This is a genomic window from Faecalibacterium sp. i21-0019-B1 (assembly GCF_042852915.1).
Lineage (GTDB): Bacteria > Bacillota > Clostridia > Oscillospirales > Ruminococcaceae > Faecalibacterium > Faecalibacterium taiwanense.
This window is the reverse complement of record NZ_AP031425.1, coordinates 541,741-561,734: the sequence shown is the minus strand read 5'-3', so window position 1 is coordinate 561,734 and position 19,994 is coordinate 541,741. Positions and strand designations below refer to the sequence as shown.

Sequence of the window (19,994 nt, the reverse complement as noted above, 5' to 3'; positions counted from 1 at the left end):
CTTTCCAAATACCATTTACCTTTTTTCTTAGCTCAGGCCCTGCCCTTTGAGCATGTTCTGCAGCACCGTGATATCTGCAGAAAGGTCCATGCTCTCGGCGGCGTACAGGGCATCCAGCTGGTTTTCAAACGCCGTGGCAATGGAAGCAGCATTGTGCTCCACCTCGGTACGGATGGCTGCGGCATTCTCGCCGCGCACGCCCTGCTTTGCCAGCTTTGCATACTGCTGCAGAACGTTCACCGCATCCGGCAGGTAATAGTTTGCGAACCTGCGCACCTGCTTTGCCTTTTCCGGGTTTGCTTCCACCGCTTCCACAATGGAGCGGCCCGCCTTTTCCATGCGGGTCATGGCGGCAGAGAGCTGCGGGTCCGGCAGCTGCTCGTTGAGGGTGTGCAGGGTATCCAGTTTCTGCTGAATGTCGGTCAGCATCGCGTCCACATCCTCCACACCGGTGTGGAAAGGCACTTCGTGCTCCACCACCCGGGGCGGGCAGACCTTCTGTGCCGCACCAAAGGCCACAAATGCACCGCCCAGCGCCGCCAGCAGCGCCCACAGCTTATACACCGGCAGTACCGCGCACAATACCAAAAAGACCAGTGCCATTGCATAAAATGGCAGAACGCTGGGCTTTCTGGTGCGGATGATCTTGCTCATGTTTCTTCTCCTTGTCCGGGGCATTGCCCCTTATGTTACCCATAATACCGCGCCCCGCGAAAAACGCAAGGCTTTCACGGATAATTTACAACCTGGCCATCATTTGTTGATCCACGGCAAGAGGGCCGCGCCCCAGATTTCGCGCAGCTTTTCCGGGCGGCAGGCAGCGTTTGCCGGGCTGGTGCTGGGCAGCTTTACCGCTGCAATGCCGGACACCGGCTGCAGATACTTTGTATAGATCCGGTATGCGGTGGCTCCGTTGCAGAATACTGCTTCGATGGGTGCCTTTGCCAGCAGAGCGGCAATATCATTCGGCACTGCATCCTTGATGGAAGCGTCCGCTGCGCCGGTGATGGTGCAGCGTTCCAGCGTGTCCCAGAGGGCCAGCCCATGGCGCAGGATGATCTGCTTTTTGGCTTCAATGTCCTCACGGGCAGGCACCGGCTCACCGGTCAGCGCGGCCATCATGGGCCAGAAGCGGTTCTGCGGGTGGCCGTAGTAAAAGGCCATCTCCCGGCTTTTGGGGCTGGGCCATGTGCCAAGGATCAGCGCCCGGCTGTGTTCGTTATACACCGGTTCAAAGCTCATTGTCCGCCTGCACTTTCAATTTTATCCCAAGGCGAGCCAAGGTCGCGGCCGGACGGCTCTGCTCTGGGGCCGTCGAACCACAGCTCATCGATCAGGTCGGCAAGGCCGTCCTCCCGCACATCGCCAATGATGCGGTCAGCGGCAGCCTTTGCGTCCGGCGTGCCGTTTGCCATGCAGCAGCCAAGGCCCGCTGCCTTCAGCATAGCCACATCGTTGGCAGAATCGCCTGCCGCCACGGCATCGGCCAGTGTCAGACCCATTTTTTCGCACAGGTCGGCAAGGCCCACGCCCTTGTCCATTCCACCGCGCACGATGTCGTAATAGCACAGGCCATCGGCATTCTGCGCGCCCACCTGCATCCAGTGCAGGCCCAGATGGCCGTACTTTGCCGCAAAATCTGCCACGTGCTCCGGCGGCACTGCCGCAAAAGCGGCGTGGGGCATGTCGATCAGGTGGCGGTCCTGATCTTCGCCGTCCATACAGTCCAGCCCGATGCTGTTCATCTGCTGGTAGCCCCTGTGCAGATATTCATACTCGCAGTAGGCGTAGCAGGCATCCCTGAAATTGAACTGCAGCGGATAGTTATAATCCTCGCAGAAATCCACCAGCGCGTACATTTCCTCAGCGGTGAGCGGGTGCTCGGCCACGATGCGGCCCTCGCGGTCCACCACACAGGCACCGTTGCAGGTGATGGCATAATCGAACCGGATGCCGCCCAGCTGGCCTTTGAGGTTGACGCACGGATACGCACGTCCGGTGCTGAGCACAAATCTGCCGCCTGCGGCCTGCAGCTTTTTGATGGCTTTTACCACCTTCTGACGCGGCTTGCTCTCGCCAAAGGGCACCAGTGTGTTGTCGTAATCGCTTGCCAGAATCTTATATTGCATTCTATTCTCCCCTATGGAACTGAGTTTTGTACCAGTATACCATACTTTTTTAAAATTGGGGTGCATTTGGGCATAAAAATAAGGCTACTGCACAGAATTCCATGCAATAGCCTTATTTTGTTTCACGATGCCGTTTTCTTTGCAGCTTCTTCTCGGGATCACGCAAACACGGCCACGACCACCTGCATTGCCACGCCGAGGAATGCGCCTGCACCCCATGTCAGGCCGGTGATGAACAGGTTCTGCTTCCACGAAGGATTGGTGCGCCACAGCACCGCAAGGCCCACGCCTGCACCGGTGCAAAGGCCCGCCACCAGACTGGAAAAGCGCAGAGCACCTTCCACATACAGCTGGGTCAGCAGCACGCTGGCGGCGCAGTTGGGGATCAGGCCCACCAGCGCAGCCACTACCGGCTGGAAGAAGCCCATGCTGCCCAGAAGGTCTGCAAACACATCTTCGCCCACGCCTTCCACGATCAGGCCGAACACCAGACTGAACGCAAAGATGAACACAAAGATCTCCAGCGTATGGCGCAGGGCCGCTTTCCAGATGGGGGCGGGCTTGCCCTCTTCGTCGCTGTGCTCCTCGTGACAGTCCACCTCGTCGGCATGGCCGGTGTAGCCGCCGCGCAGCGATTTGGGCAGCACGCCGCGCAGCACAAAATCCAGCACAAAGCCCACCACAATGGCGTATACCACCTTGATGACCATGAGCACAGCCAGCTTATCCCAGTAGGCCGGCATGGATACCAGCAGCGGGATGGCTTCGTCGCTGGTGGCAAGGTAGACGGCCATCAGGGTGCCCAGCGTGATGACGCGGGAGGAGTAGAAGTTGGACGCAATGGCCGAAAAGCCACACTGCGGCACACAGCCCAGCACCGCGCCCGGAATCGCGCCCCAGCGCCCGCCGCCTGCCAGCAGTGCTTCAATGCGCTCACCGTGGCGGGTCTCGATATACTCGATCAGAAGATAAGCCAAAAACAGGAAGGGCAGCATCTTGGCGGTATCCACCAGAGATTCGCCCAGAACATCCAGAAACAGTTCCATATACGCTCCTAAAAACGACCGTTCGTCGCTTCATTTTAGTAAATTGCAAATTGGTTGCATTTTTGAACAGGGATGATTATACACGATATTCTCTCCAATTGCAATACCAAAATGCAAATTAGTTGCGAATTTATGTTATGGAACGCTGCATCGCAAAAAATACGATTTCAAATGGTCTCCGCTGATGCTCTGACCATTTTCAGCGGAATTATTATTTTATTTCGCAATTCTGGAAAATCTGCGGATTTTCCAGAATTGCCTTTTCACGGGAGGAGTCATAACCGAAAGCGGAAGCTGCCGCGCTGGTTTCCTGTGGAAACATTCGCGCGGCGGAGTTAACGTTCTGCTTGTTTTCAGCGGGCTGAACCCTCTCAGGAGCTGGCACGCCGCAGGCGTGACCGAGAGGGTTCTGCCCGCAAGCACAAGCCTATCCTCCACGACCCCCGCCCATGAAAATGGGGTCCAGAAACGCCCGCAGGCGTTTCTGGACCCCAAAATCAAAAATATAATTTCCTTAGCTTATGCGCAAAGCAACGCGGAGCGCATTTCAAATCGTCCCACACAGCAGGAGTCTGCAGTCTGTTTTACCCCTTCATCGGTACAAAGCCCACAAGGTCTTTTACCACCTCGCCGCCGATGATCAGGCCGGCCACCGAGGGTACAAAGGCATTGGAGCCCGGCACCGAACGGCGCTGGGTGCACTTGCGCTGGGTGCCCGGAGGGCAGATGCAGTGATACTTGCAGCTGATGGCGTCATCCTCGATGGGGGTCATGGCAGGCTCCTTGGAGTAGACCACCTTCAGGTGCTTGATCCTGCGCTTGCGGCACTCGGTGCGCATCACCTTGGCCAGCGGGCAGACCGAGGTCTTGTAGATATCGGTCACTTCAAAGCGGGTCGGGTCCATCTTGTTGCCTGCGCCCATGGAGCAGATGATGGGGGTGCCCACCTCCTTGCACTTCATCACCAGCGCCAGCTTGCCGGTGACAGTGTCAATGGCATCCACCACATAGTCGTACTGGGTAAAGTCGAACTGGTCCTGTGTTTCCGGGCCAAAGAAGCACCGGTGGGTGGTCACCCTGATGTCCGGGTCAATGTCGTGGATGCGCTGCGCAGCCACATCTACCTTATATTGCCCTACCGTGCTGCGGGTGGCGATGATCTGGCGGTTGAGGTTGGTCAGGCAGACCTTATCATCATCGATCAGATCCAGTGCCCCCACGCCGCTGCGCGCCAGCGCTTCCACCGTGTAGCCGCCCACGCCGCCGATGCCGAACACCGCCACGCGGGAATTGTGCAGTTTTTCCATAGCTTCCGCGCCCAGCAGCAACTGCGTGCGGGAATACTGATTTTGCATTTTGTTCTCCTTGTTACTTTTCCACTCTCGTAATGGTGCCGCCGCCCAGCACGGTGTCGCCCTGATACAGCACCACGGCCTGACCGGGCGTAGGGGCGCGCTGGGGCTGGTCAAATTCCAGCCGGAAGCCGCACTCCGCCGGGTAGACGGTGGCGGCCTGCTCCACCTGATGGTACCGGGTGCGGGCTGTGACCCGCAGCGGCCCGGTCAGCTCCGGAATGGCGATCCAGTTCACCTCGTCCGCATACACGATGCGGTCGAACAGCATCTCCTCCGGCCCTACCGTGACGGTGTTTGCCTGCATGTCCTTGCCGCAGACGTACACAGGTGCCCCCATGGCAAGGCCCAGCCCCTTGCGCTGGCCGATGGTGTACCGCACCGCGCCGTTGTGGGTGCCCACCACCCTGCCGCTCTCGTCCAGAAAATCACCTGCCGGGTAGTGTTTGCCGGTGAAGTCCTCCATAAAGCGGGCATAGTCGCCATCCGGCACGAAGCAGATGTCCTGACTGTCGTGCTTGTGGGCATTGACAAATTTGTGCTGCTCCGCGATCTCGCGCACCTCAGTCTTGTGCAGGCCGCCCAGCGGCAGACGGATATGCGCCAGCTGCTCCTGAGTGAGATTGTAGAGCACGTAGCTCTGGTCCTTGCCCTCGTCCAGCCCCTTTTTGAGCAGGAAACGGCCGGTGGCCTCGTCCTGCTCCACCCGGGCATAGTGGCCCGTGACCACATACCCCATGCCGTGTGCCCGGGCCCAGTCCAGCAGATGGCGGAACTTCATATATTTATTGCAGTCGATGCAGGGGTTCGGCGTGCCGCCCGCCTCATACACGCGGACGAATTTTTCAATGATCTGTTCCCGGAAGTCAGCCGTGAAATCCAGCACCTCGTACGGGATATCCATGGCATACGCCACCTCTGCCGCGTCCTCGATGTCCTTTTCCGAGCAGCAGGTGTGAAAGCCGGACTGTCCCAGCGTTTCGTTGCGGGTGAGCCGCATGGTGATGCCGGTGCAGTCATAGCCTGCCTGCTGCATGAGCCATGCCGCCACCGAGCTGTCCACGCCGCCGCTCATGGCAATGAGGGCACGCGGCTTTGAATCAGGGGTCTGTGTGGTCATAAGTTCTCCTTTGGTGCATTCAACACACTAAAACAGTAGTATAATAGTAACTCTGAAAAAAGAGCTTGTCAAGACGCAGCGAGCTGCTGCACTGCGGCCAGCAGGGCTTGCCGCTCGTTGGGATATTCTTCCCGGATCACACCGTCCAGCAGCGCTTCCAGCACTTTGCGGATGCCCGGCCCCGCCGGGACGCCTGCCGCCATCAGGTCGCGGCCATTCACAGCCAGCTGGCTGACGCGGCAGCATACGCCGTCCGCGTCCAATTGTTCGGCCAATTCGGAAAGTGCAGCAAAATCAGCCGCCCGTTCCGGCTGCAGGGCTGTGCCCAGTGCAGCAATGCGCTGCACGGTACACAAGTTATATTTGCCCAGTAGTCGGCGGGCGTAGATAGTAAAGCCGGGTGTGACGGTAGTTTCTCTGAGGACCGTCCGCTGGGGTGGGACCCTGTTGCCGAAGGCAATAGGGCGGGCGATGGAATGGCCTGCAACGGCAACGACTGCCGCCTGCGGCGGAAACAAGGAGTTGCTGTTGGAGCAGCGGCCAGCAGGATGCGAGTGCTGCTCAAAGCACGAAGCATCCGCTGGGTGCCGCAACCCGTACTCGTGTCCGAAGAGAAAGCTACCGTCACGCCTTCTGGCTTCCCGCACCAGCACCGCCGTTTCCTCAATACAGGCATTGGAGCAGCGCAGGCGCCTGAGGGTGCGGCGGGTGCCGTCCTCGCCAAGGCTCAGCAGCAGCGCCGCCAGCCGGATGGGCAGGGCCTGCTCCCCCGCCGGGCAGGCATCCACCACCGGCTTTGCCGCCGCCAGTGCCTCCGATGAAAGCTCCGGCAGAATAACAAGTAGTATTTTTTTGTCAAGATATGCCGCAGGGGCGGGTGCGTTCAGCAGTTTTGCAAGCTCTTCCTCGATGCGCTCCACCGATACGCAGTCCAGATGGGCACACAGCTCCTGTGCCGCCTGCGCCGTGGGCGGGTCGATGGCAAAGCCAAACCGCGCTGCGAACCGGTACAGCCTCAGGATGCGCAGCGCGTCCTCGGTGAACCGCTGGCGGGGCACGCCCACGGCCCGCAGGATGCCGCTTTGCAGATCGGCCTGACCGCCAAAGGGGTCAATGAGACCCTCTTTTTCATTGTAGGCCATGGCGTTGATGGTAAAATCCCGCCGGGCCAGGTCCTCCCGCACATCCGGCACAAAATGCACCTCATCCGGGTGGCGGCCATCGGTGTAGGCTCCCTCGGTGCGGAAGGTGGTGATCTCGTACAGCCCGCCGCCCTGCTTTACGGTCACGGTGCCGTGCTGCAGGCCGGTGGGAATGCATTTTTCTTCGCCGAACAGCTCCATTCCCTGCTGCGGCAGGGCGCTGGTGCAAAGATCCCAGTCATGGGGGGTAAGACCCAGCAGGCTGTCCCGCACGCAGCCGCCCACCACGTAGGCTGCATAGCCCGCCCTGTGCAGGGTGTCCAGCAGCTCTGCCGCACCCTCGTCCATCCGGATGGTCATGGCTGTGCCTCCTCGTACTGCAGGGTGATGCTTTTGCCGTCAAAGCCGCACTCCGCCGCCGGGAAGATGCTCTGTGCCTGCGCGGCATATTCCTCCGGGTCGGTGATCATGGGGGAATAATGGGTCAGCCAAAGCCGCTTTGCCCTCGCCTGCGCGGCAAGGGTCGCGCTCTGCCCAAAGGTGCTGTGCCCCCACTGACGGGCCTGGTTTTCCTGCTCCGGAAGGGCATAGGTGGCATCGCATATCAGCAGGTCTGCGTCATGCGCCGCCTGCAAATAATACGGGCAGGGGGCCGTATCGCCGGAAAATACCACGCTCAACCCCTTACGCGGGGCACCCAGCACCTGCGCAGGCTGCACCGTTCTGCCCTCCACGGCAACGCTCTGCCCTTTCTGCAGCAGCTTCCATTGCTGCACCGGCACCCCCAACACCTGGGCCTGCTCCGGCGAAAATTTGCCTGCACGGGGCAGCTCCAGCCGGTAGCCAAGGCTTTTTACCCGGTGCTTTGTGGCAAACGGCACCAGCCGCGCACCGGCAGGCCAGCCCTCGCTCAGCGCATCCAGCGCCAGCGGCTGGCCCGGCATAAGCACCTGCGGCTTCACCGGATAGGGCAGCGGGCCGGTCAGTGCCCACACCGCCGCCCAGATATCCGGCAGGCCCTCCGGACCCAGCAGCGCAAGCGGCCTTGTGCGGCCCTGCGCCCCCAGAGTCTGCAAAAGGCCCGGCAGACCAAAGATGTGGTCGCCATGGTAGTGGGTCAGGCAGATGGCATCTGCCCGCATCAGGTTCACGCCCGCACGGCGCGCTGCCGCCTGCGTGCCCTCGCCGCAGTCCCACAGCAGGCCGTGACCGCCGCAGGCAGCAAACGCCGCCGAGAGTGCCCGGTCCGGCAGTGGCATGGTAGCCGCAGTGCCCAGCAGTGTAATGGTCAGCATAAAATCGTTCTCCCTGCACAGTAGATTTCGATATTTTATTGTACCACAGCCCAGCACGTTGCACAATCACTGCTGGCCGCGCATAGCATGGGCCAGCACAGCAAAAAGGGGGCAGCGGGATGAGACGCAAAAAAGGGGATCCTTTTTCCGGCAGGCCGCACAGCGGCCTTGGATGGGTGCTGCTGCTCGCCGCACTGGCCCTGTTTCTGCTGGCCGGTGCGCCCGGCTGCATGGCCCAGCGGATGGCGTGGTCTGCCCGGGGAACGATGATCTTTCTGCCCAGCGGGTTTTGAAAAAATGGGAGCATCCTGCTGCACAGAACGCTCCCATTTTTCTTTTTATTTTCCATCCGAATAGGGCAGCTGGCCGGTCAGGGTCAGCGTTTCGGCAAGCTCGTCCTCCGAGCGGAACCGCCACGCCGCCGCTCCCACGGCCACATAGCAGGCATCGGCACGACCCTCCGGTGTAACGGCAAGGATCATCGTTTCACCGTCGCCCACCGCCGTTACCATGCCATCCGCACTCACAGTTGCCACGCCCGGATTACTGCTGAGCCATGTCATCGTTCCGTTTTTGGTGCCTGCAGCCTGCGCGGTCAGCTTCTGACTGGCTCCCACTGCCTGCAGCAGCATGGCGTTTTTGCTCATCTGCACCCGTCCGATCTCCGATGTGACCGTTACCGTGCAGCGCAGCACCTGCCCGGCTGTGGTCAGTGCGCTGATGACGGCCTTGCCGGACCCCTGCGCCTTTACGGTACCGTTTGTGCTTACCGATGCCACCGCCGGGTTGCTGCTGACCCACTGCCGCACATAGGTAAACCCGCCTTTGTTCTGTTCCAGCTTCAGCTGTTTCGTCGGGGCAGGCTCCTGCTCTGTAATGGTAAGCGTCAGATCGCTGGTGTTCAGCACCAGGCGGCTGGCTGTGCTTTTGCGCACCGTGATGGTACAGGTGGTCTTTTCGCCGCGCTCATTGCGGGCCGTGACGGCCGCAGTGCCCTCGGCATGGCCGGTCACCTTGCCAGTGCCGTCCACCGATGCCACTGCCGGATCACTGGAAGTCCAGATCAGAAAGAAGTAGTCGTTGGGTGCCTGCACATTCAGGTAGGCCACCGGGGCCGGGTCTCCTTCGGTGATATCCAGCGTCAGTTCGGCAGTGTCCAATGTCATGCCGCTGTCCGGCAGCGGCTGCTCCTGCGCAGCATAGGCCGACAAGGCCCCGGCTGCAAACAGTTCTGCGCACAGCACCACTGCACAAACACACGCTTTGAACCCCTGCTTCATGGGCTTTGCCCTCCCCGCCTGCTTTGCTGCAAGATCCTTTAAATATTCCTGTCTCCGTATTATTTTACACGCAGTGCAAAACCGGGTCAAGTTTTTTGCCCATTCTGCCGGGCAGCTGAGCCTTATTTTGTGGAGAATAATAAAATCCGCTTTTCAATTTTGTACAAAACGCCGCCGCACCCGGCAAACCGGATGCGGCGGCGCTGTTCTGCTTTTGAATTTTCAGCTTAGTAGTTGATCTTTTTCAGCTCAAAGTAGCTCTGCGGATGTGCGCACACCGGGCACTTGAGCGGTGCGGACTTGCCGATATAGGTGTAGCCGCAGTTCCGGCACTGCCATACCTGCTGCTCCTCGCGGGCAAAGACCTTGTTGTTTTTCAGGTTTTCGGCCAGCGCACGGTAGCGCTCCTCGTGCTCCTTCTCGATCTGTGCCACCATGGTGAACAGTGCTGCGATCTGAGGGAAGCCCTCTTCTTTGGCCTCCTTAGCCATGCGGGGGTACATCTCGGTCCACTCGTCGTGCTCACCGCCTGCTGCCATGTCCAGACAAGTCAGGGTATCGGGGATCGCGCCGCCGCACAGCAGCTTGAACCAGATCTTTGCGTGCTCCTTCTCATTGCCGGCGGTCTCCTCAAAGATCGCGGCCAGCTGCTCGTAGCCTTCTTTTTTTGCCATGCTGGCAAAGAAGGTGTACTTGTTGCGTGCCTGGCTCTCGCCTGCAAACGCTTCCATCAGATTTTTCTCGGTTTTGGTACCCTTCAGTTCCATGATGCTCTCCTTTCAAAAACGGATCTTCTGTCAGGATCGACCGATCCCGGCTCTATCATTCAGCCCGGCGGTAATTTTTTCGCCTGCGGCTCAGGTTCTGAACAGAGTATACCATATTTTTTGATGGAAATCAAGAACGATTCCTATTTATTCTGAGAATATTTCTCAGTTATGCTGCTTCAGTGCACACACAGCAATGCTCAGGGCGCTCCACGCTGCCTGGTACATCAGCACCGTTGCCACCGAAAGCTCCCAGATGCTGCCTGCACTGGTGAGCAGCGCTGCAATGATAATGGAGAACAGCACCGAGACCATCTGTACCGTGGTGGCGCTGCTCTCGGCGTTCTGGGCCTGATCCGCAGCCTGCAGACCGCCGGTCAGGCTGGCAAACGCCTTGAGATGGATCATGCAGCAGGTATCCTCCGGGTCTTTCGGTGCGGCCTTGATGGCGTTGCACTGCTCCTGATCCAGCACGGTGATCATGCCTTCCGGCAGGCGGTATGCTTCGGTAATGTGGTGTGCAGTCAGACTGGGGTCCTGGCATGTGACCAGCAGGCGGATGTTCTCCTTTTGCAGCACGGCAAGGCCGCGGGCCACATTGCGCCCGCCCACATATTTCAGCACGAACATAGCGTGCAGATTGCCGGACACAGCCAGATACAAAATTTGCAGCTCGCCGTTCTTCGAGTGCTGCATCTCGTATTCCTCGTCCGGCAGTGGCACGCCCTCCTGCTCCAGATAGCGGCGGGTACCAATGAGAATGCGGTTGTTATCGCACCAGGCGGAAAAGCCCAGCCCATGGTGCTGCTCCAGATCCTTGACCGGGAACAGGATGTCTGTGCGTTCCTCAACGATCTGGCGGAACAGCCCCTTCAGGGTGCCGTGGCTCTCGTTCAGCACGCTGGCCGCGTACAGGATGGCGCGGTCGATGCGGCCGCCCTTGAAGATGCGGATATCCTCCAGCTGTGCGCTGTCGGCGGTGAACAGGTCGTCTGCATCGATCTGCAGCGTATCAATGCCGCCCAGCTGCTCAATGGCCTGCCAACCGGGCACGACTGCGCCCACAGCCGCAGCCGCACGCTGCAGCCGTAGCGAGGCAACGCCCGCAATCAGGGTAGAAGAAAGCGGTGCGCCCATGCACAGCACAGCTGCCATGGCAGCCGCAGCTTTGTTCCAGCCGGCACCTGCCAGCAGGAACAGCACGCCGCTGAGCAGGGCAACGCCCAGCAGGATGTACGAAACTTTGCGTGCACGGCGCTCGCTTGCGCGCTCGCTCAAGCTCTGCTCCACAAAGCCGTCAGCTTCCTTCATCGGGCGGCTCAGCAGCACCCAGGGGTCCTTCTGTTCCAGATCCCGTGCAAGGGCGCGCAGCAGGTCTTTGTCCTTGGCGCGGTAGGCGCCCTCGAACTCCACACCATTGGTCACCAGCTCACAGCCGCCCTTGACAGCAGCCAGCATCACCCGGCTGCCCAGCAGCGCAAGGAACAGCCCCAGCGCGGCCATGCCGCTGAGCAGCGAGATGCCGGTGGTGCCGCGGTAAACATTTGCGTTCAGCATGGCTGTAACCGCCTGCACCAGCGCTGCTACTGCGGCCAGCGCCGGCATCGTCTCGGAAGAAGACCGTCCGCGCAGGCCGTTCAGGCCGTCGCGCAGCACCGGGAAGCCCACGCACAGGCTTGCAGCCAGCAGCAGCAGGTTTGCACCATAGAATGCCGCCGGGGCAGCGTCCGGGTCCAGCGCCGCCATGGCGGGCAGCAGCCCATCCGATACCAAACCAAAATGCAGCAGCACCACAGCCAGAATGCCGCCTAGCACGCAGCGCAGCGTCAGCTCTGCACTCATACGGTGCAGCTTATCCACCGTAGCCTCCGGCTCGGGCAGCTCCGTTTCGGCATGTTCCTCCGGAGACACCGCGTCCTCCGCCTCAGCTTTCAGTTCCGGCTGTGGCGCAGCGGATGCCTTCTCCGGTGCCTGCTGCGGCTCTTCGCCGTCCAGCGGCAGCAGCGGCAGGCTCATGGTGTCCTCTTTTGCGGCAGGCTCCTCTGCCGGGGCCAAAGGTGCCTGCGGTGCGTCCTCGCTCTGCGCCTTGCCAAAGAAATCGGCCACCGGCTGCTTTTCCGGCTGCTCCGTTTTTTTCGGCTGCGGCACAGGTTCCGGCTGCAGCTCCGGTGCCGTCTCCTTTACCGCTGCAAACACAGCCGCGGGCAGCGGTGCACCGGACGGTTTCTTTTTGCTTTCAGCCGGTTCAGTTTCTGCTGCCGGGGCTGCTTCGGCCCTCGGTGCAGGCTTTTCCGGCTTCTGGTCGCTCAGGCCGTTGATCATCGCCTTGAGCTGTGCCATCTCCTGCTGCTCCTGCTCTTCCTGCGGCAGCAGCACCTCCGGCGCATTCTTGGGGTGCCGGAGAGGCTTTGCCGTGCTATGCTGCTCTGCGGGTCTTGCCGCCGGGACAGCGCTCTGCCGGGGTGTTTCCGGCTTCACTGCCGCCGGGGGTTCCGCCGTTTGCGGTGCAGATTTTTCCTCCGGCTTTTTGGCGGGTGCTTCCGGCTGTGCATCCTCTGCTTCCTTCTCCAGAAAAGGCCACGGGGCCAGTTCCTGTTCCGGGTCTGCCTCCGGCCTCAGCATCAGTTCCAGATCCGCTTCCGGTTCCGGCTGCGCATCCTCACCCAGCCGCACCTCACCGGTAGGCATTTCCTGCGGCTGCTCTGCTGCAGCTTCGTCAGTCTCCTGCTTTTCCTTACCACGGCCAAACAGGCCAAACCGTTTCTGCGGCTTTTCCTCCGGCTGGTTTTCGTCCCTCCGGGTCATCTCCTCCGGGATATCCACCGCCGTGGTGCTGAAAAAGGAGCGGAACTTTTCATCCGGGGTCATTTCCCGGCCATTATTTTTATCTTTCGGCATTCTAGTCCCTCCTGTAATTCAAATTGAGGTTCCGGCCCGAATGCCGGATCATGCCTGCTGTGCTGCGCGCTGGGACTGGATCTCGTACAGAATAATGCCCGCAGCCACCGACACGTTGTAGCTGTCCACACCGGTGCCCGGTGCTGCCATATCCAGCCGCACCACGCCGTCGCACAGCTTTTTCACCAGCTGCGAAACACCGCTGCCCTCGCTGCCCAGCACCAGTGCAATGGGGCCGGTCAGGTTGTTCCTGCGCAGAGACACGCCGTCCATATCGGCGCAGTAGACGAACACACCCTGCTCCTTCAGGCGGCGGATGGTCTCGCCGATGTTGGCCACACGAGCCACCGGCAGGCGTTCTGCGGCACCTGCGCTGGACTTGATGACGGTAGGCGTGACCGATGCGCCGCCGCGCTTTGGGATCACGATGCCATGCGCACCGCACAGCAGAGCACTGCGCATCACGGCACCCAGATTGTGCGGGTCTTCAATGCCATCGCTCAGCACCAGAAAAGGTGCCTCGCCCTTGTCCTTGGCTGCTGCCATCAGGTCGTCTACCGTCACGTATTCGATCTCGCTGGCAAATGCCGCCACACCCTGATGGCTCTCGGTGCCGGTCATCAGGCGCAGCTTGTTAGGGTGCACCCGCTTCACCGTGGCACCCGCTTCCTTTGCCAATGCGGTATAGTAAGCCGCCACGGCCGGAGCCATGCCCTCAGCAATGAGCACGGTGTCCACGCCGGAACCGCTTTTCAGCAGTTCGGTCACCGGATTTTTGCCATAAACAAGGCTCTCGTTCTTCTGCAGCGGCTCTTCCGGGCTGCGGCGCGGACGGCGCGGCTGGTTCTTTTCTTCCATGATGATTTTCTCCTTCCGTTGTATCACCGGAAGGTGCTGTGCACACCCTCCAAAAGGCGCGCCGCACTCTGGGCCGCGCACCGGTATGATCTGAAGATGATAACTCATCTTGAAGTATAGCATAAGCCAACCTTGTTTGCCAGCAAATTACCGTTTTTTATCCGCGTCCTGCAAAAGTTTTTCTGTTCGTGGTGCCGGAGACCGTTTCCGCTTTTTTGCAGAAATGTTCTGCCGCCCTGCATCAGCTTTACCCGGCTGCTGGGTAGATATCCCTCTGTTTTGCCGGAGAAAAAAGTTTTCCACAAAAACGCGGTATACAATCCGTAGAAGAGCGATTATTTTTCCACATGTTGAAAACCCTGTGGAGAAAGTTCAAAAGTCCAGCTTTAAAGCCTGTTTTGCCTGTGGAATTCCACACTTTCCACAAGGTTTTCCACTTTTTGGTTCGACCTTTTTTGATTTTCTGCGTACAATTTGTAGAATACAAGTCGGAAATATGACAATTTTTTGAACTGCATCCTGTCCGCTTTTGCCAAATTGCCCAATATCATTTTGACGAATGTGGATCTGTGTTGAAAATCCGTCCTTCATCAAGCTTTCTGTCTTTCGGCCGCTTATTGCACATTATATGGAAATTTGTTGCATTCTATCGAATATACGCGCTTCTGGCAGTAACCCCCTGCACCCTGCCAGAAACAGAATCCCCGCATTGTTACAGGAAAAACACCGGTTTGGATTGATTTTGGCCGCTGTTTGGGGTATACTAATTCTGTAGGTTCGTTAAACCGTGCACAAAGCGGATACGAAACGAGCAAGACCCCAATGATTTTGTGGAGGTAATGAATAATGTTGGTAAATGCAACCGAAATGCTGATCAAAGCACGTGATGGCCACTACGGTGTGCCTCAGTTCAACATCAACAATCTGGAGTGGACCAAGTCCGTTCTGACCGCCTGCGAGGAAATGAAGAGCCCTGTGATTCTGGGTGTTTCCGAGGGTGCCGGCAAGTACATGACCGGTTTCAAGACCGTCGCTGCCATGGTCAGCGCAATGGTCGATTCCATGGGCATCACCGTTCCTGTTGCCCTGCATCTGGATCACGGCACCTATGAGGGCTGCAAGGCCTGCATCGAGGCCGGCTTCTCTTCCATCATGTTCGATGGCAGCCACTACTCCATCGAGGAGAATGTGGAAAAGACCAAGGAGCTGGTTGCTCTGGCACACGCTAAGGGCCTGAGCATCGAGGCCGAGGTCGGTTCCATCGGCGGTGTCGAGGACGGCGTTGTGGGTGCCGGCGAGATCGCAGACCCCGAGGAGTGCGCAAAGATCACCGCTCTGGGCATTGACTTCCTGGCTGCCGGCATCGGCAACATCCATGGTGTCTACCCGGCAAACTGGAAGGGTCTGGACTTCGAGGCTCTGGACCGCATCCACAAGGCCACCAATAATATTCCTCTGGTTCTGCACGGCGGCACCGGCATCCCCGACGAGATGATCGCAAAGGCAATCAGCCTGGGCGTTTCCAAGATCAACATCAACACCGAGTGCCAGCTGGTGTTTGCTGAGGCCACCCGCAAGTACATCGAAGAGGGCAAGGATCAGCAGGGCAAGGGCTTCGACCCCCGCAAGCTGCTGGCTCCCGGTGCAAAGGCCATCGAGGCCAAGTGCAAGGAGAAGATCGAGCTGTTCGGCTGCGCAGGCAAGGGCTAAGCAGAAGCTCGTATCGTAACCGGTACACCACCCAATAAAGTATGCGCCCCCGCTGCACCGTTATGCACAGTGCAGCGGGGGCGCTTTTTACTTTATATGCGAGCACTCAGACGCGGGTCTTTTCCATATCTCCAAAAATGTATTGCATACAGTCCTGCACCCAGAAGCAGGCAAAAAATCGAATAGCTAAGGATCGGAAGCCGCAGCAGTACGATCTTACCCGCGATCTGGGTAAAGAACCAGCCCGTTCCATACAGGGTCACGATATAAAGCACCAGCCATGTAGCATATTTCAGCCAATACTCTCGTGGCGGAAAGCCTACCTGCTCCATCATCCGGCGGAACAGTGCGCAAAAAACCGTCACTGCAACAACAAGCTGCATCAGATAGCCTACAGAAAGTTCAAAAACCCAATCACCAATTACCGGGTAAAGCAGCAGCCCTTCCACGCCCCACTCCAAAAAGAAATACAGCGGTGCAACAAACCAGAAGTAATCCCCAGCCCCCAGTGTTTTCAAGCTGGGCTTGACTTCCTCCACAAAGGTCTTTGCGTCCGGAATTGAATGAAACAGTTCCCGGTTCTCCGCATTTGCCTGGATGGCAATATCAAGTAGATCGCTGCGTACAAGCTCGATTCCGCAGAAATCCCAGCTGACCCGGCGAAGATACCGGATCACTTCTTTCAGCTGCTCCTGGCTTTTTTCGTTCAGCAGCTTTGTACGCATCCGATTTGCCTTTCGCAACGCAAAATACTTATTCATATGGCTCCTCCTTAAAAATTTTTTCCACCAGCTGGCATAGCTGGCTCCAATCTTGTCGGAATTCAAGAAGCGCCTGCCGCCCTTCTTCCGTTACAACGTAGTATTTCCGGCTCGGTCCCTTGGGGGAGGGTCTGCGTTCCACCGTGACCTTTCCCTGCTGTTCCAGCCGCAGTAGCAGCGGATAGAGTGTACTTTCACTCAAGTCAGAAAACCCGACCTGTTTTAGATGCATCACGATCTCATAGCCATAGGTCGGCTCTCTGCTGATGAGCTTCAGAACACAGAATTCCAAAACGCCCTTGAGCAATTGTGTGTTGTTTTCCACTGGATACCTCCTTTTGCCTATTATGTAATACATAGTAGCTTATCTATATTGTATTGCATAGTAGTATTTTTGTCAAGTCCTGTCCTGTTATCATTTCGACCAAAATCCGCTTCATATTTTTGTGCAACAAAAAAGCCCTGAGATTTCTCTCAGAGCTTTCTGTTCAAGTCGGCGACTACCTATTTTCACGCGCCGTTTCCAGCGAACTATCTTCGGCACAAGTGAGCTTAACTTCTGTGTTCGGAATGGGAACAGGTGGAACCTCACCGTCATCGACACCGACCGATCTGACTGAACCGGTATAACATGTTTGTTGTACTTTGTCCAGTATTTCTTAGAAGGACGTGCCTTCAAAACTGAATAATCACTGCTTACATTTTTTCGTTGACTCTCAGAGTCTCAAGCGAATTGTGGTCAAGCCCTCGACCTATTAGTACACGCTTGCTGAATGGATCGCTCCACTTACACATCGTGCCTATCAACCTTGTAGTCTTCAAGGGGTCTTACTTGTTTGAAACAATGGGATATCTTATCTTTGGGTCGGCTTCACGCTTAGATGCTTTCAGCGTTTATCCGATCCGTACATAGTTGCCCAGCTATGCTCTTGGCAGAACAACTGGTGCGCCAGAGGTACGTCCGCTCCGGTCCTCTCGTACTAGGAACAGCTCCCATCAAATATCCTGCGCCCACGACAGATAGGGACCGAACTGTCTCACGACGTTCTGAACCCAGCTCGCGTACCGCTTTAATTGGCGAACAGCCAAACCCTTGGGACCGAATACAGCCCCAGGATGCGATGAGCCGACATCGAGGTGCCAAACCTCCCCGTCGATGTGGACTCTTGGGGGAGATCAGCCTGTTATCCCCAGGGTAACTTTTATCCGTTGAGCGATGGCATTTCCACTCACATACCACCGGATCACTAACTCCAACTTTCGTTACTGCTCGACCCGTCAGTCTCGCAGTTAGGCTCGCTTCTGCGTTTGCACTCTTTTGCTTGATTTCCGTTCAAGCTGAGCGAACCTTTGAACGCCTCCGTTACTCTTTAGGAGGCGACCGCCCCAGTCAAACTGCCCACCTAACAATGTCCCCCGCCTTGATTCAAAGGCGCAGGTTAGAATTCCAATATCGCAAGGATGGTATCCCAACGGCCACTCCACAAGCGCCAAAGCACCTGCTTCCCAGTGTCCCATCTATCCTGTGCATGCAACATCGAAACCCAATATTAGGCTACAGTAAAGCTCCATGGGGTCTTTCCGTCTTGTCGCGGGTAACCGGCATCTTCACCGGTACTACAATTTCGCCGGGCGGGCTGTTGAGACAGTGCCCAAATCATTACGCCTTTCATGCGGGTCAGAACTTACCTGACAAGGAATTTCGCTACCTTAGGACCGTTATAGTTACGGCCGCCGTTCACTGGGGCTTCGATTCAATGCTTGCACATCTCCTCTTAACCTTCCAGCACCGGGCAGGCGTCAGCTCGTATACGTCATCTTTCGATTTAGCACAAACCTGTGTTTTTGGTAAACAGTTGCTTGGGCCGATTCTCTGCGGCTGCATTGCTGCAGCACCCCTTCTCCCGAAGTTACGGGGTCAATTTGCCGAGTTCCTTAACAACCCTTCTCCCGTTGGCCTTAGAATCTTCTTCCTACCTACCTGTGTCGGTTTGCGGTACGGGCACCGCAGAAATTCACACAGCTTTTCTCGCCATCTTCCATCCCGGACTTCGGTACTAACTTCCCTCGATCGCTACCGGAACCAACACCCGGCTCCGAGACTTCATATGTGTCCCTGTGCTTAACTCTTTTGGTGGTGACGGAATCTCTACCGTCTGTGCATCGGCTACGCCGTTAGGCCTCACCTTAGCTCCCGACTAACCTGGAGCGGACGAACCTTCCTCCAGAAACCTGAGGCTTTCGGCCATGCAGATTCTCACTGCATTCGCGCTACTCATTCCGGCATTCTCACTTCTATACACTCCACAGCCGCTTGCGCTACTGTTTCACCGCGTATACAACGCTCCCCTACCCAATACATTGCTGTATTGCCTAAGCTTCGGTGTCAGGTTTAGCCCCGTTAAATTCTCCGCGCAAAGACGCTCGACCAGTGAGCTATTACGCACTCTTTGAATGAGTGGCTGCTTCTGAGCCAACATCCTGGTTGTCTACGTATCTTCACATCGTTTTCCACTTAACCTGACTTTGGGACCTTAGCTGTAGATCTGGGCTGTTTCCCTTTTGACAATGACATTTATCTGACACTGTCTGACTCCCAAGCATCAATACTCTGGCATTCTGAGTTTGATAAGCTTCGCTAACCTCTCGGCCGCTAGGCTATTCAGTGCTTTACCTCCAGGTATCTAACTTGAGGCTAGTCCTAAAACTATTTCGGGGAGAACCAGCTATCTCCGGGTTCGATTGGAATTTCTCCGCTACCCACAGTTCATCCGCCGCCTTTTCAACGGAGGTCGGTTCGGTCCTCCATGGAATTTTACTTCCACTTCAACCTGACCATGGGTAGGTCACCCGGTTTCGGGCCCATTATATGCAACTTAACGCCCTTTTCAAACTCGCTTTCGCTTCGGCTCCAGACCTTAAGTCCTTAACCTTGCTGCATACAATCGCTCGCCGGACCGTTCTACAAAAAGTACCCTATCACGCATTGACGCGCTCTAGGTGCTTGTAGGCACAGGGTTTCAGGTTCTTTTTCACTCCCCTCCCGGGGTGCTTTTCACCTTTCCTTCACAGTACTATACGCTATCGGTCACTGGGTAGTATTTAGGGTTGGAGGGTGGTCCCCCCGTATTCCGACCAGGTTTCACGTGTCTGGCCGTACTCTGGAATTCGCTCGGCTCTTGTCGTTTTCACCTACGTGGTTCTCACACTCTCTGACCGGCCTTCCCATGCCGTTCGGTTAACAACTTAAGTCCTAAATGCGCTCCGTACCCCGAAAGTATTTCTACTCTCGGTTTGCCCTCTTCCGCGTTCGCTCGCCACTACTTACGGAATCTCGTTTGATGTCTCTTCCTCGCCCTACTTAGATGTTTCAGTTCAGGCGGTTCCCTCGATATACCTATTTTGAAGTTCAGTATAACGTACCTGAGTATGAACCCAGGTGAGTTTCCTCATTCAGAAATCTCCGGATCAATGCTTATTTGCAGCTCCCCGAAGCTTATCGCAGCTTATCACGTCTTTCATCGGCTCCCAGTGCCAAGGCATTCGCCCTGCGCCCTTGTTCGCTTGACCTTTCAAACGTTCTCTTGGAACATTTGGTATCCTCTTGATTCTCTCTTGCCAACGAAGATTATTGTT

General features: G+C 57.4%; 16 protein-coding genes and 2 rRNA genes. 2 read left to right on the top strand and 16 right to left on the bottom strand.

Going from position 1 to position 19,994, the window contains the following annotated elements:
* Positions 1-27: 27 nt before the first annotated feature.
* The 8 genes from ACGHP1_RS02610 to ACGHP1_RS02575 form a co-directional block, all read right to left on the bottom strand.
* Entirely contained in the window at positions 28-654 is a 627-nt protein-coding gene (locus tag ACGHP1_RS02610) for a 5-bromo-4-chloroindolyl phosphate hydrolysis family protein (protein WP_005941432.1), read from the bottom strand.
* 99 nt (positions 655-753) lie between these two features.
* Entirely contained in the window at positions 754-1,242 is a 489-nt protein-coding gene (locus tag ACGHP1_RS02605; RefSeq protein WP_005941430.1) for a DNA-deoxyinosine glycosylase, read from the bottom strand.
* A complete protein-coding gene (locus ACGHP1_RS02600) occupies positions 1,239-2,129 on the bottom strand; it encodes an HAD hydrolase family protein (RefSeq protein WP_390507565.1) in 891 nt (296 codons plus the stop codon). Before ACGHP1_RS02600 ends, ACGHP1_RS02605 begins: the two co-directional genes overlap by 4 nt.
* 158 nt (positions 2,130-2,287) lie before the next feature.
* Positions 2,288-3,175 (bottom strand): putative manganese transporter, encoded by an 888-nt coding sequence (locus tag ACGHP1_RS02595; RefSeq protein ID WP_005941425.1) that lies wholly within the window; start codon positions 3,173-3,175, stop codon positions 2,288-2,290.
* A gap of 584 nt (positions 3,176-3,759) precedes the next feature.
* Complete coding sequence (locus ACGHP1_RS02590) at positions 3,760-4,530, bottom strand: ThiF family adenylyltransferase (RefSeq protein ID WP_390507563.1); 771 nt, start codon at positions 4,528-4,530, stop codon at positions 3,760-3,762.
* Positions 4,531-4,543: 13 nt separating this feature from the next.
* Entirely contained in the window at positions 4,544-5,647 is a 1,104-nt protein-coding gene (gene mnmA, locus ACGHP1_RS02585) for a tRNA 2-thiouridine(34) synthase MnmA (RefSeq protein ID WP_338427616.1), read from the bottom strand.
* Between the two features lie 68 nt (positions 5,648-5,715).
* Entirely contained in the window at positions 5,716-7,149 is a 1,434-nt protein-coding gene (locus tag ACGHP1_RS02580) for a CCA tRNA nucleotidyltransferase (protein ID WP_390507560.1), read from the bottom strand.
* On the bottom strand, positions 7,146-8,084 hold the full coding sequence (locus ACGHP1_RS02575; RefSeq protein ID WP_390507557.1) for a ribonuclease Z: 939 nt from the start codon (positions 8,082-8,084) through the stop codon (positions 7,146-7,148). Before ACGHP1_RS02575 ends, ACGHP1_RS02580 begins: the two co-directional genes overlap by 4 nt.
* A gap of 119 nt (positions 8,085-8,203) precedes the next feature.
* On the opposite strand from ACGHP1_RS02575, the gene ACGHP1_RS02570 reads away from it, so the two are divergent.
* Positions 8,204-8,377: a hypothetical protein gene (locus ACGHP1_RS02570; RefSeq protein ID WP_154255902.1), complete on the top strand. Its 174-nt coding sequence runs from the start codon at positions 8,204-8,206 to the stop codon at positions 8,375-8,377.
* 45 nt (positions 8,378-8,422) lie between these two features.
* Here the strand turns inward: ACGHP1_RS02570 and ACGHP1_RS02565 are convergent, their stop codons facing one another.
* The 4 genes from ACGHP1_RS02565 to rlmB all read right to left on the bottom strand — a co-directional run bounded on the left by ACGHP1_RS02565 (position 8,423) and on the right by rlmB (position 14,010).
* The gene (locus ACGHP1_RS02565) at positions 8,423-9,364 is read right to left on the bottom strand and encodes an Ig domain-containing protein (RefSeq protein WP_390507554.1); all 942 of its coding nucleotides are present in this window, start codon (positions 9,362-9,364) and stop codon (positions 8,423-8,425) included.
* Between the two features lie 227 nt (positions 9,365-9,591).
* On the bottom strand, positions 9,592-10,131 hold the full coding sequence (gene rbr / locus ACGHP1_RS02560; protein WP_005941401.1) for a rubrerythrin: 540 nt from the start codon (positions 10,129-10,131) through the stop codon (positions 9,592-9,594).
* Between the two features lie 165 nt (positions 10,132-10,296).
* The gene (locus tag ACGHP1_RS02555; protein ID WP_390507552.1) at positions 10,297-13,029 is read right to left on the bottom strand and encodes a cell envelope biogenesis protein OmpA; all 2,733 of its coding nucleotides are present in this window, start codon (positions 13,027-13,029) and stop codon (positions 10,297-10,299) included.
* A gap of 48 nt (positions 13,030-13,077) precedes the next feature.
* Positions 13,078-14,010 (bottom strand): 23S rRNA (guanosine(2251)-2'-O)-methyltransferase RlmB, encoded by a 933-nt coding sequence (gene rlmB / locus ACGHP1_RS02550; RefSeq protein WP_120081351.1) that lies wholly within the window; start codon positions 14,008-14,010, stop codon positions 13,078-13,080.
* A gap of 723 nt (positions 14,011-14,733) precedes the next feature.
* On the opposite strand from rlmB, the gene fba reads away from it, so the two are divergent.
* Positions 14,734-15,597 (top strand): class II fructose-1,6-bisphosphate aldolase, encoded by an 864-nt coding sequence (fba, locus tag ACGHP1_RS02545; RefSeq protein ID WP_005941384.1) that lies wholly within the window; start codon positions 14,734-14,736, stop codon positions 15,595-15,597.
* Between the two features lie 92 nt (positions 15,598-15,689).
* Here fba and ACGHP1_RS02540 read toward each other — a convergent pair whose 3' ends face one another.
* The 4 genes from ACGHP1_RS02540 to ACGHP1_RS02525 form a co-directional block, all read right to left on the bottom strand.
* The gene (locus ACGHP1_RS02540; RefSeq protein ID WP_390556602.1) at positions 15,690-16,322 is read right to left on the bottom strand and encodes a hypothetical protein; all 633 of its coding nucleotides are present in this window, start codon (positions 16,320-16,322) and stop codon (positions 15,690-15,692) included.
* Positions 16,323-16,350: 28 nt separating this feature from the next.
* The gene (locus ACGHP1_RS02535) at positions 16,351-16,683 is read right to left on the bottom strand and encodes a PadR family transcriptional regulator (RefSeq protein WP_097776731.1); all 333 of its coding nucleotides are present in this window, start codon (positions 16,681-16,683) and stop codon (positions 16,351-16,353) included.
* Positions 16,684-16,849: 166 nt separating this feature from the next.
* A 5S ribosomal RNA gene (gene rrf, locus ACGHP1_RS02530) occupies positions 16,850-16,966 on the bottom strand.
* Between the two features lie 127 nt (positions 16,967-17,093).
* Positions 17,094-19,928, bottom strand: a 23S ribosomal RNA gene (locus ACGHP1_RS02525).
* Between the last annotated feature and the right edge of the window lie 66 nt (positions 19,929-19,994).

What these genes read in the sequence shown, in the direction of transcription:
- rlmB (WP_120081351.1), bottom strand. Translation starts at nt 14,010, where the DNA reads ATGCTATACTTCAAGATGAGTTATCATCTTCAGATCATACCGGTGCGC.
- fba (WP_005941384.1), top strand. Translation starts at nt 14,734, where the DNA reads ATGTTGGTAAATGCAACCGAAATGCTGATCAAAGCACGTGATGGCCAC.
- ACGHP1_RS02540 (WP_390556602.1), bottom strand. Translation starts at nt 16,322, where the DNA reads ATGCGTACAAAGCTGCTGAACGAAAAAAGCCAGGAGCAGCTGAAAGAA.
- ACGHP1_RS02610 (WP_005941432.1), bottom strand. Translation starts at nt 654, where the DNA reads ATGAGCAAGATCATCCGCACCAGAAAGCCCAGCGTTCTGCCATTTTAT.
- ACGHP1_RS02570 (WP_154255902.1), top strand. Translation starts at nt 8,204, where the DNA reads ATGAGACGCAAAAAAGGGGATCCTTTTTCCGGCAGGCCGCACAGCGGC.
- ACGHP1_RS02605 (WP_005941430.1), bottom strand. Translation starts at nt 1,242, where the DNA reads ATGAGCTTTGAACCGGTGTATAACGAACACAGCCGGGCGCTGATCCTT.
- ACGHP1_RS02600 (WP_390507565.1), bottom strand. Translation starts at nt 2,129, where the DNA reads ATGCAATATAAGATTCTGGCAAGCGATTACGACAACACACTGGTGCCC.
- ACGHP1_RS02555 (WP_390507552.1), bottom strand. Translation starts at nt 13,029, where the DNA reads ATGCCGAAAGATAAAAATAATGGCCGGGAAATGACCCCGGATGAAAAG.
- rbr (WP_005941401.1), bottom strand. Translation starts at nt 10,131, where the DNA reads ATGGAACTGAAGGGTACCAAAACCGAGAAAAATCTGATGGAAGCGTTT.
- ACGHP1_RS02565 (WP_390507554.1), bottom strand. Translation starts at nt 9,364, where the DNA reads ATGAAGCAGGGGTTCAAAGCGTGTGTTTGTGCAGTGGTGCTGTGCGCA.
- mnmA (WP_338427616.1), bottom strand. Translation starts at nt 5,647, where the DNA reads ATGACCACACAGACCCCTGATTCAAAGCCGCGTGCCCTCATTGCCATG.
- ACGHP1_RS02595 (WP_005941425.1), bottom strand. Translation starts at nt 3,175, where the DNA reads ATGGAACTGTTTCTGGATGTTCTGGGCGAATCTCTGGTGGATACCGCC.
- ACGHP1_RS02575 (WP_390507557.1), bottom strand. Translation starts at nt 8,084, where the DNA reads ATGCTGACCATTACACTGCTGGGCACTGCGGCTACCATGCCACTGCCG.
- ACGHP1_RS02580 (WP_390507560.1), bottom strand. Translation starts at nt 7,149, where the DNA reads ATGACCATCCGGATGGACGAGGGTGCGGCAGAGCTGCTGGACACCCTG.
- ACGHP1_RS02590 (WP_390507563.1), bottom strand. Translation starts at nt 4,530, where the DNA reads ATGCAAAATCAGTATTCCCGCACGCAGTTGCTGCTGGGCGCGGAAGCT.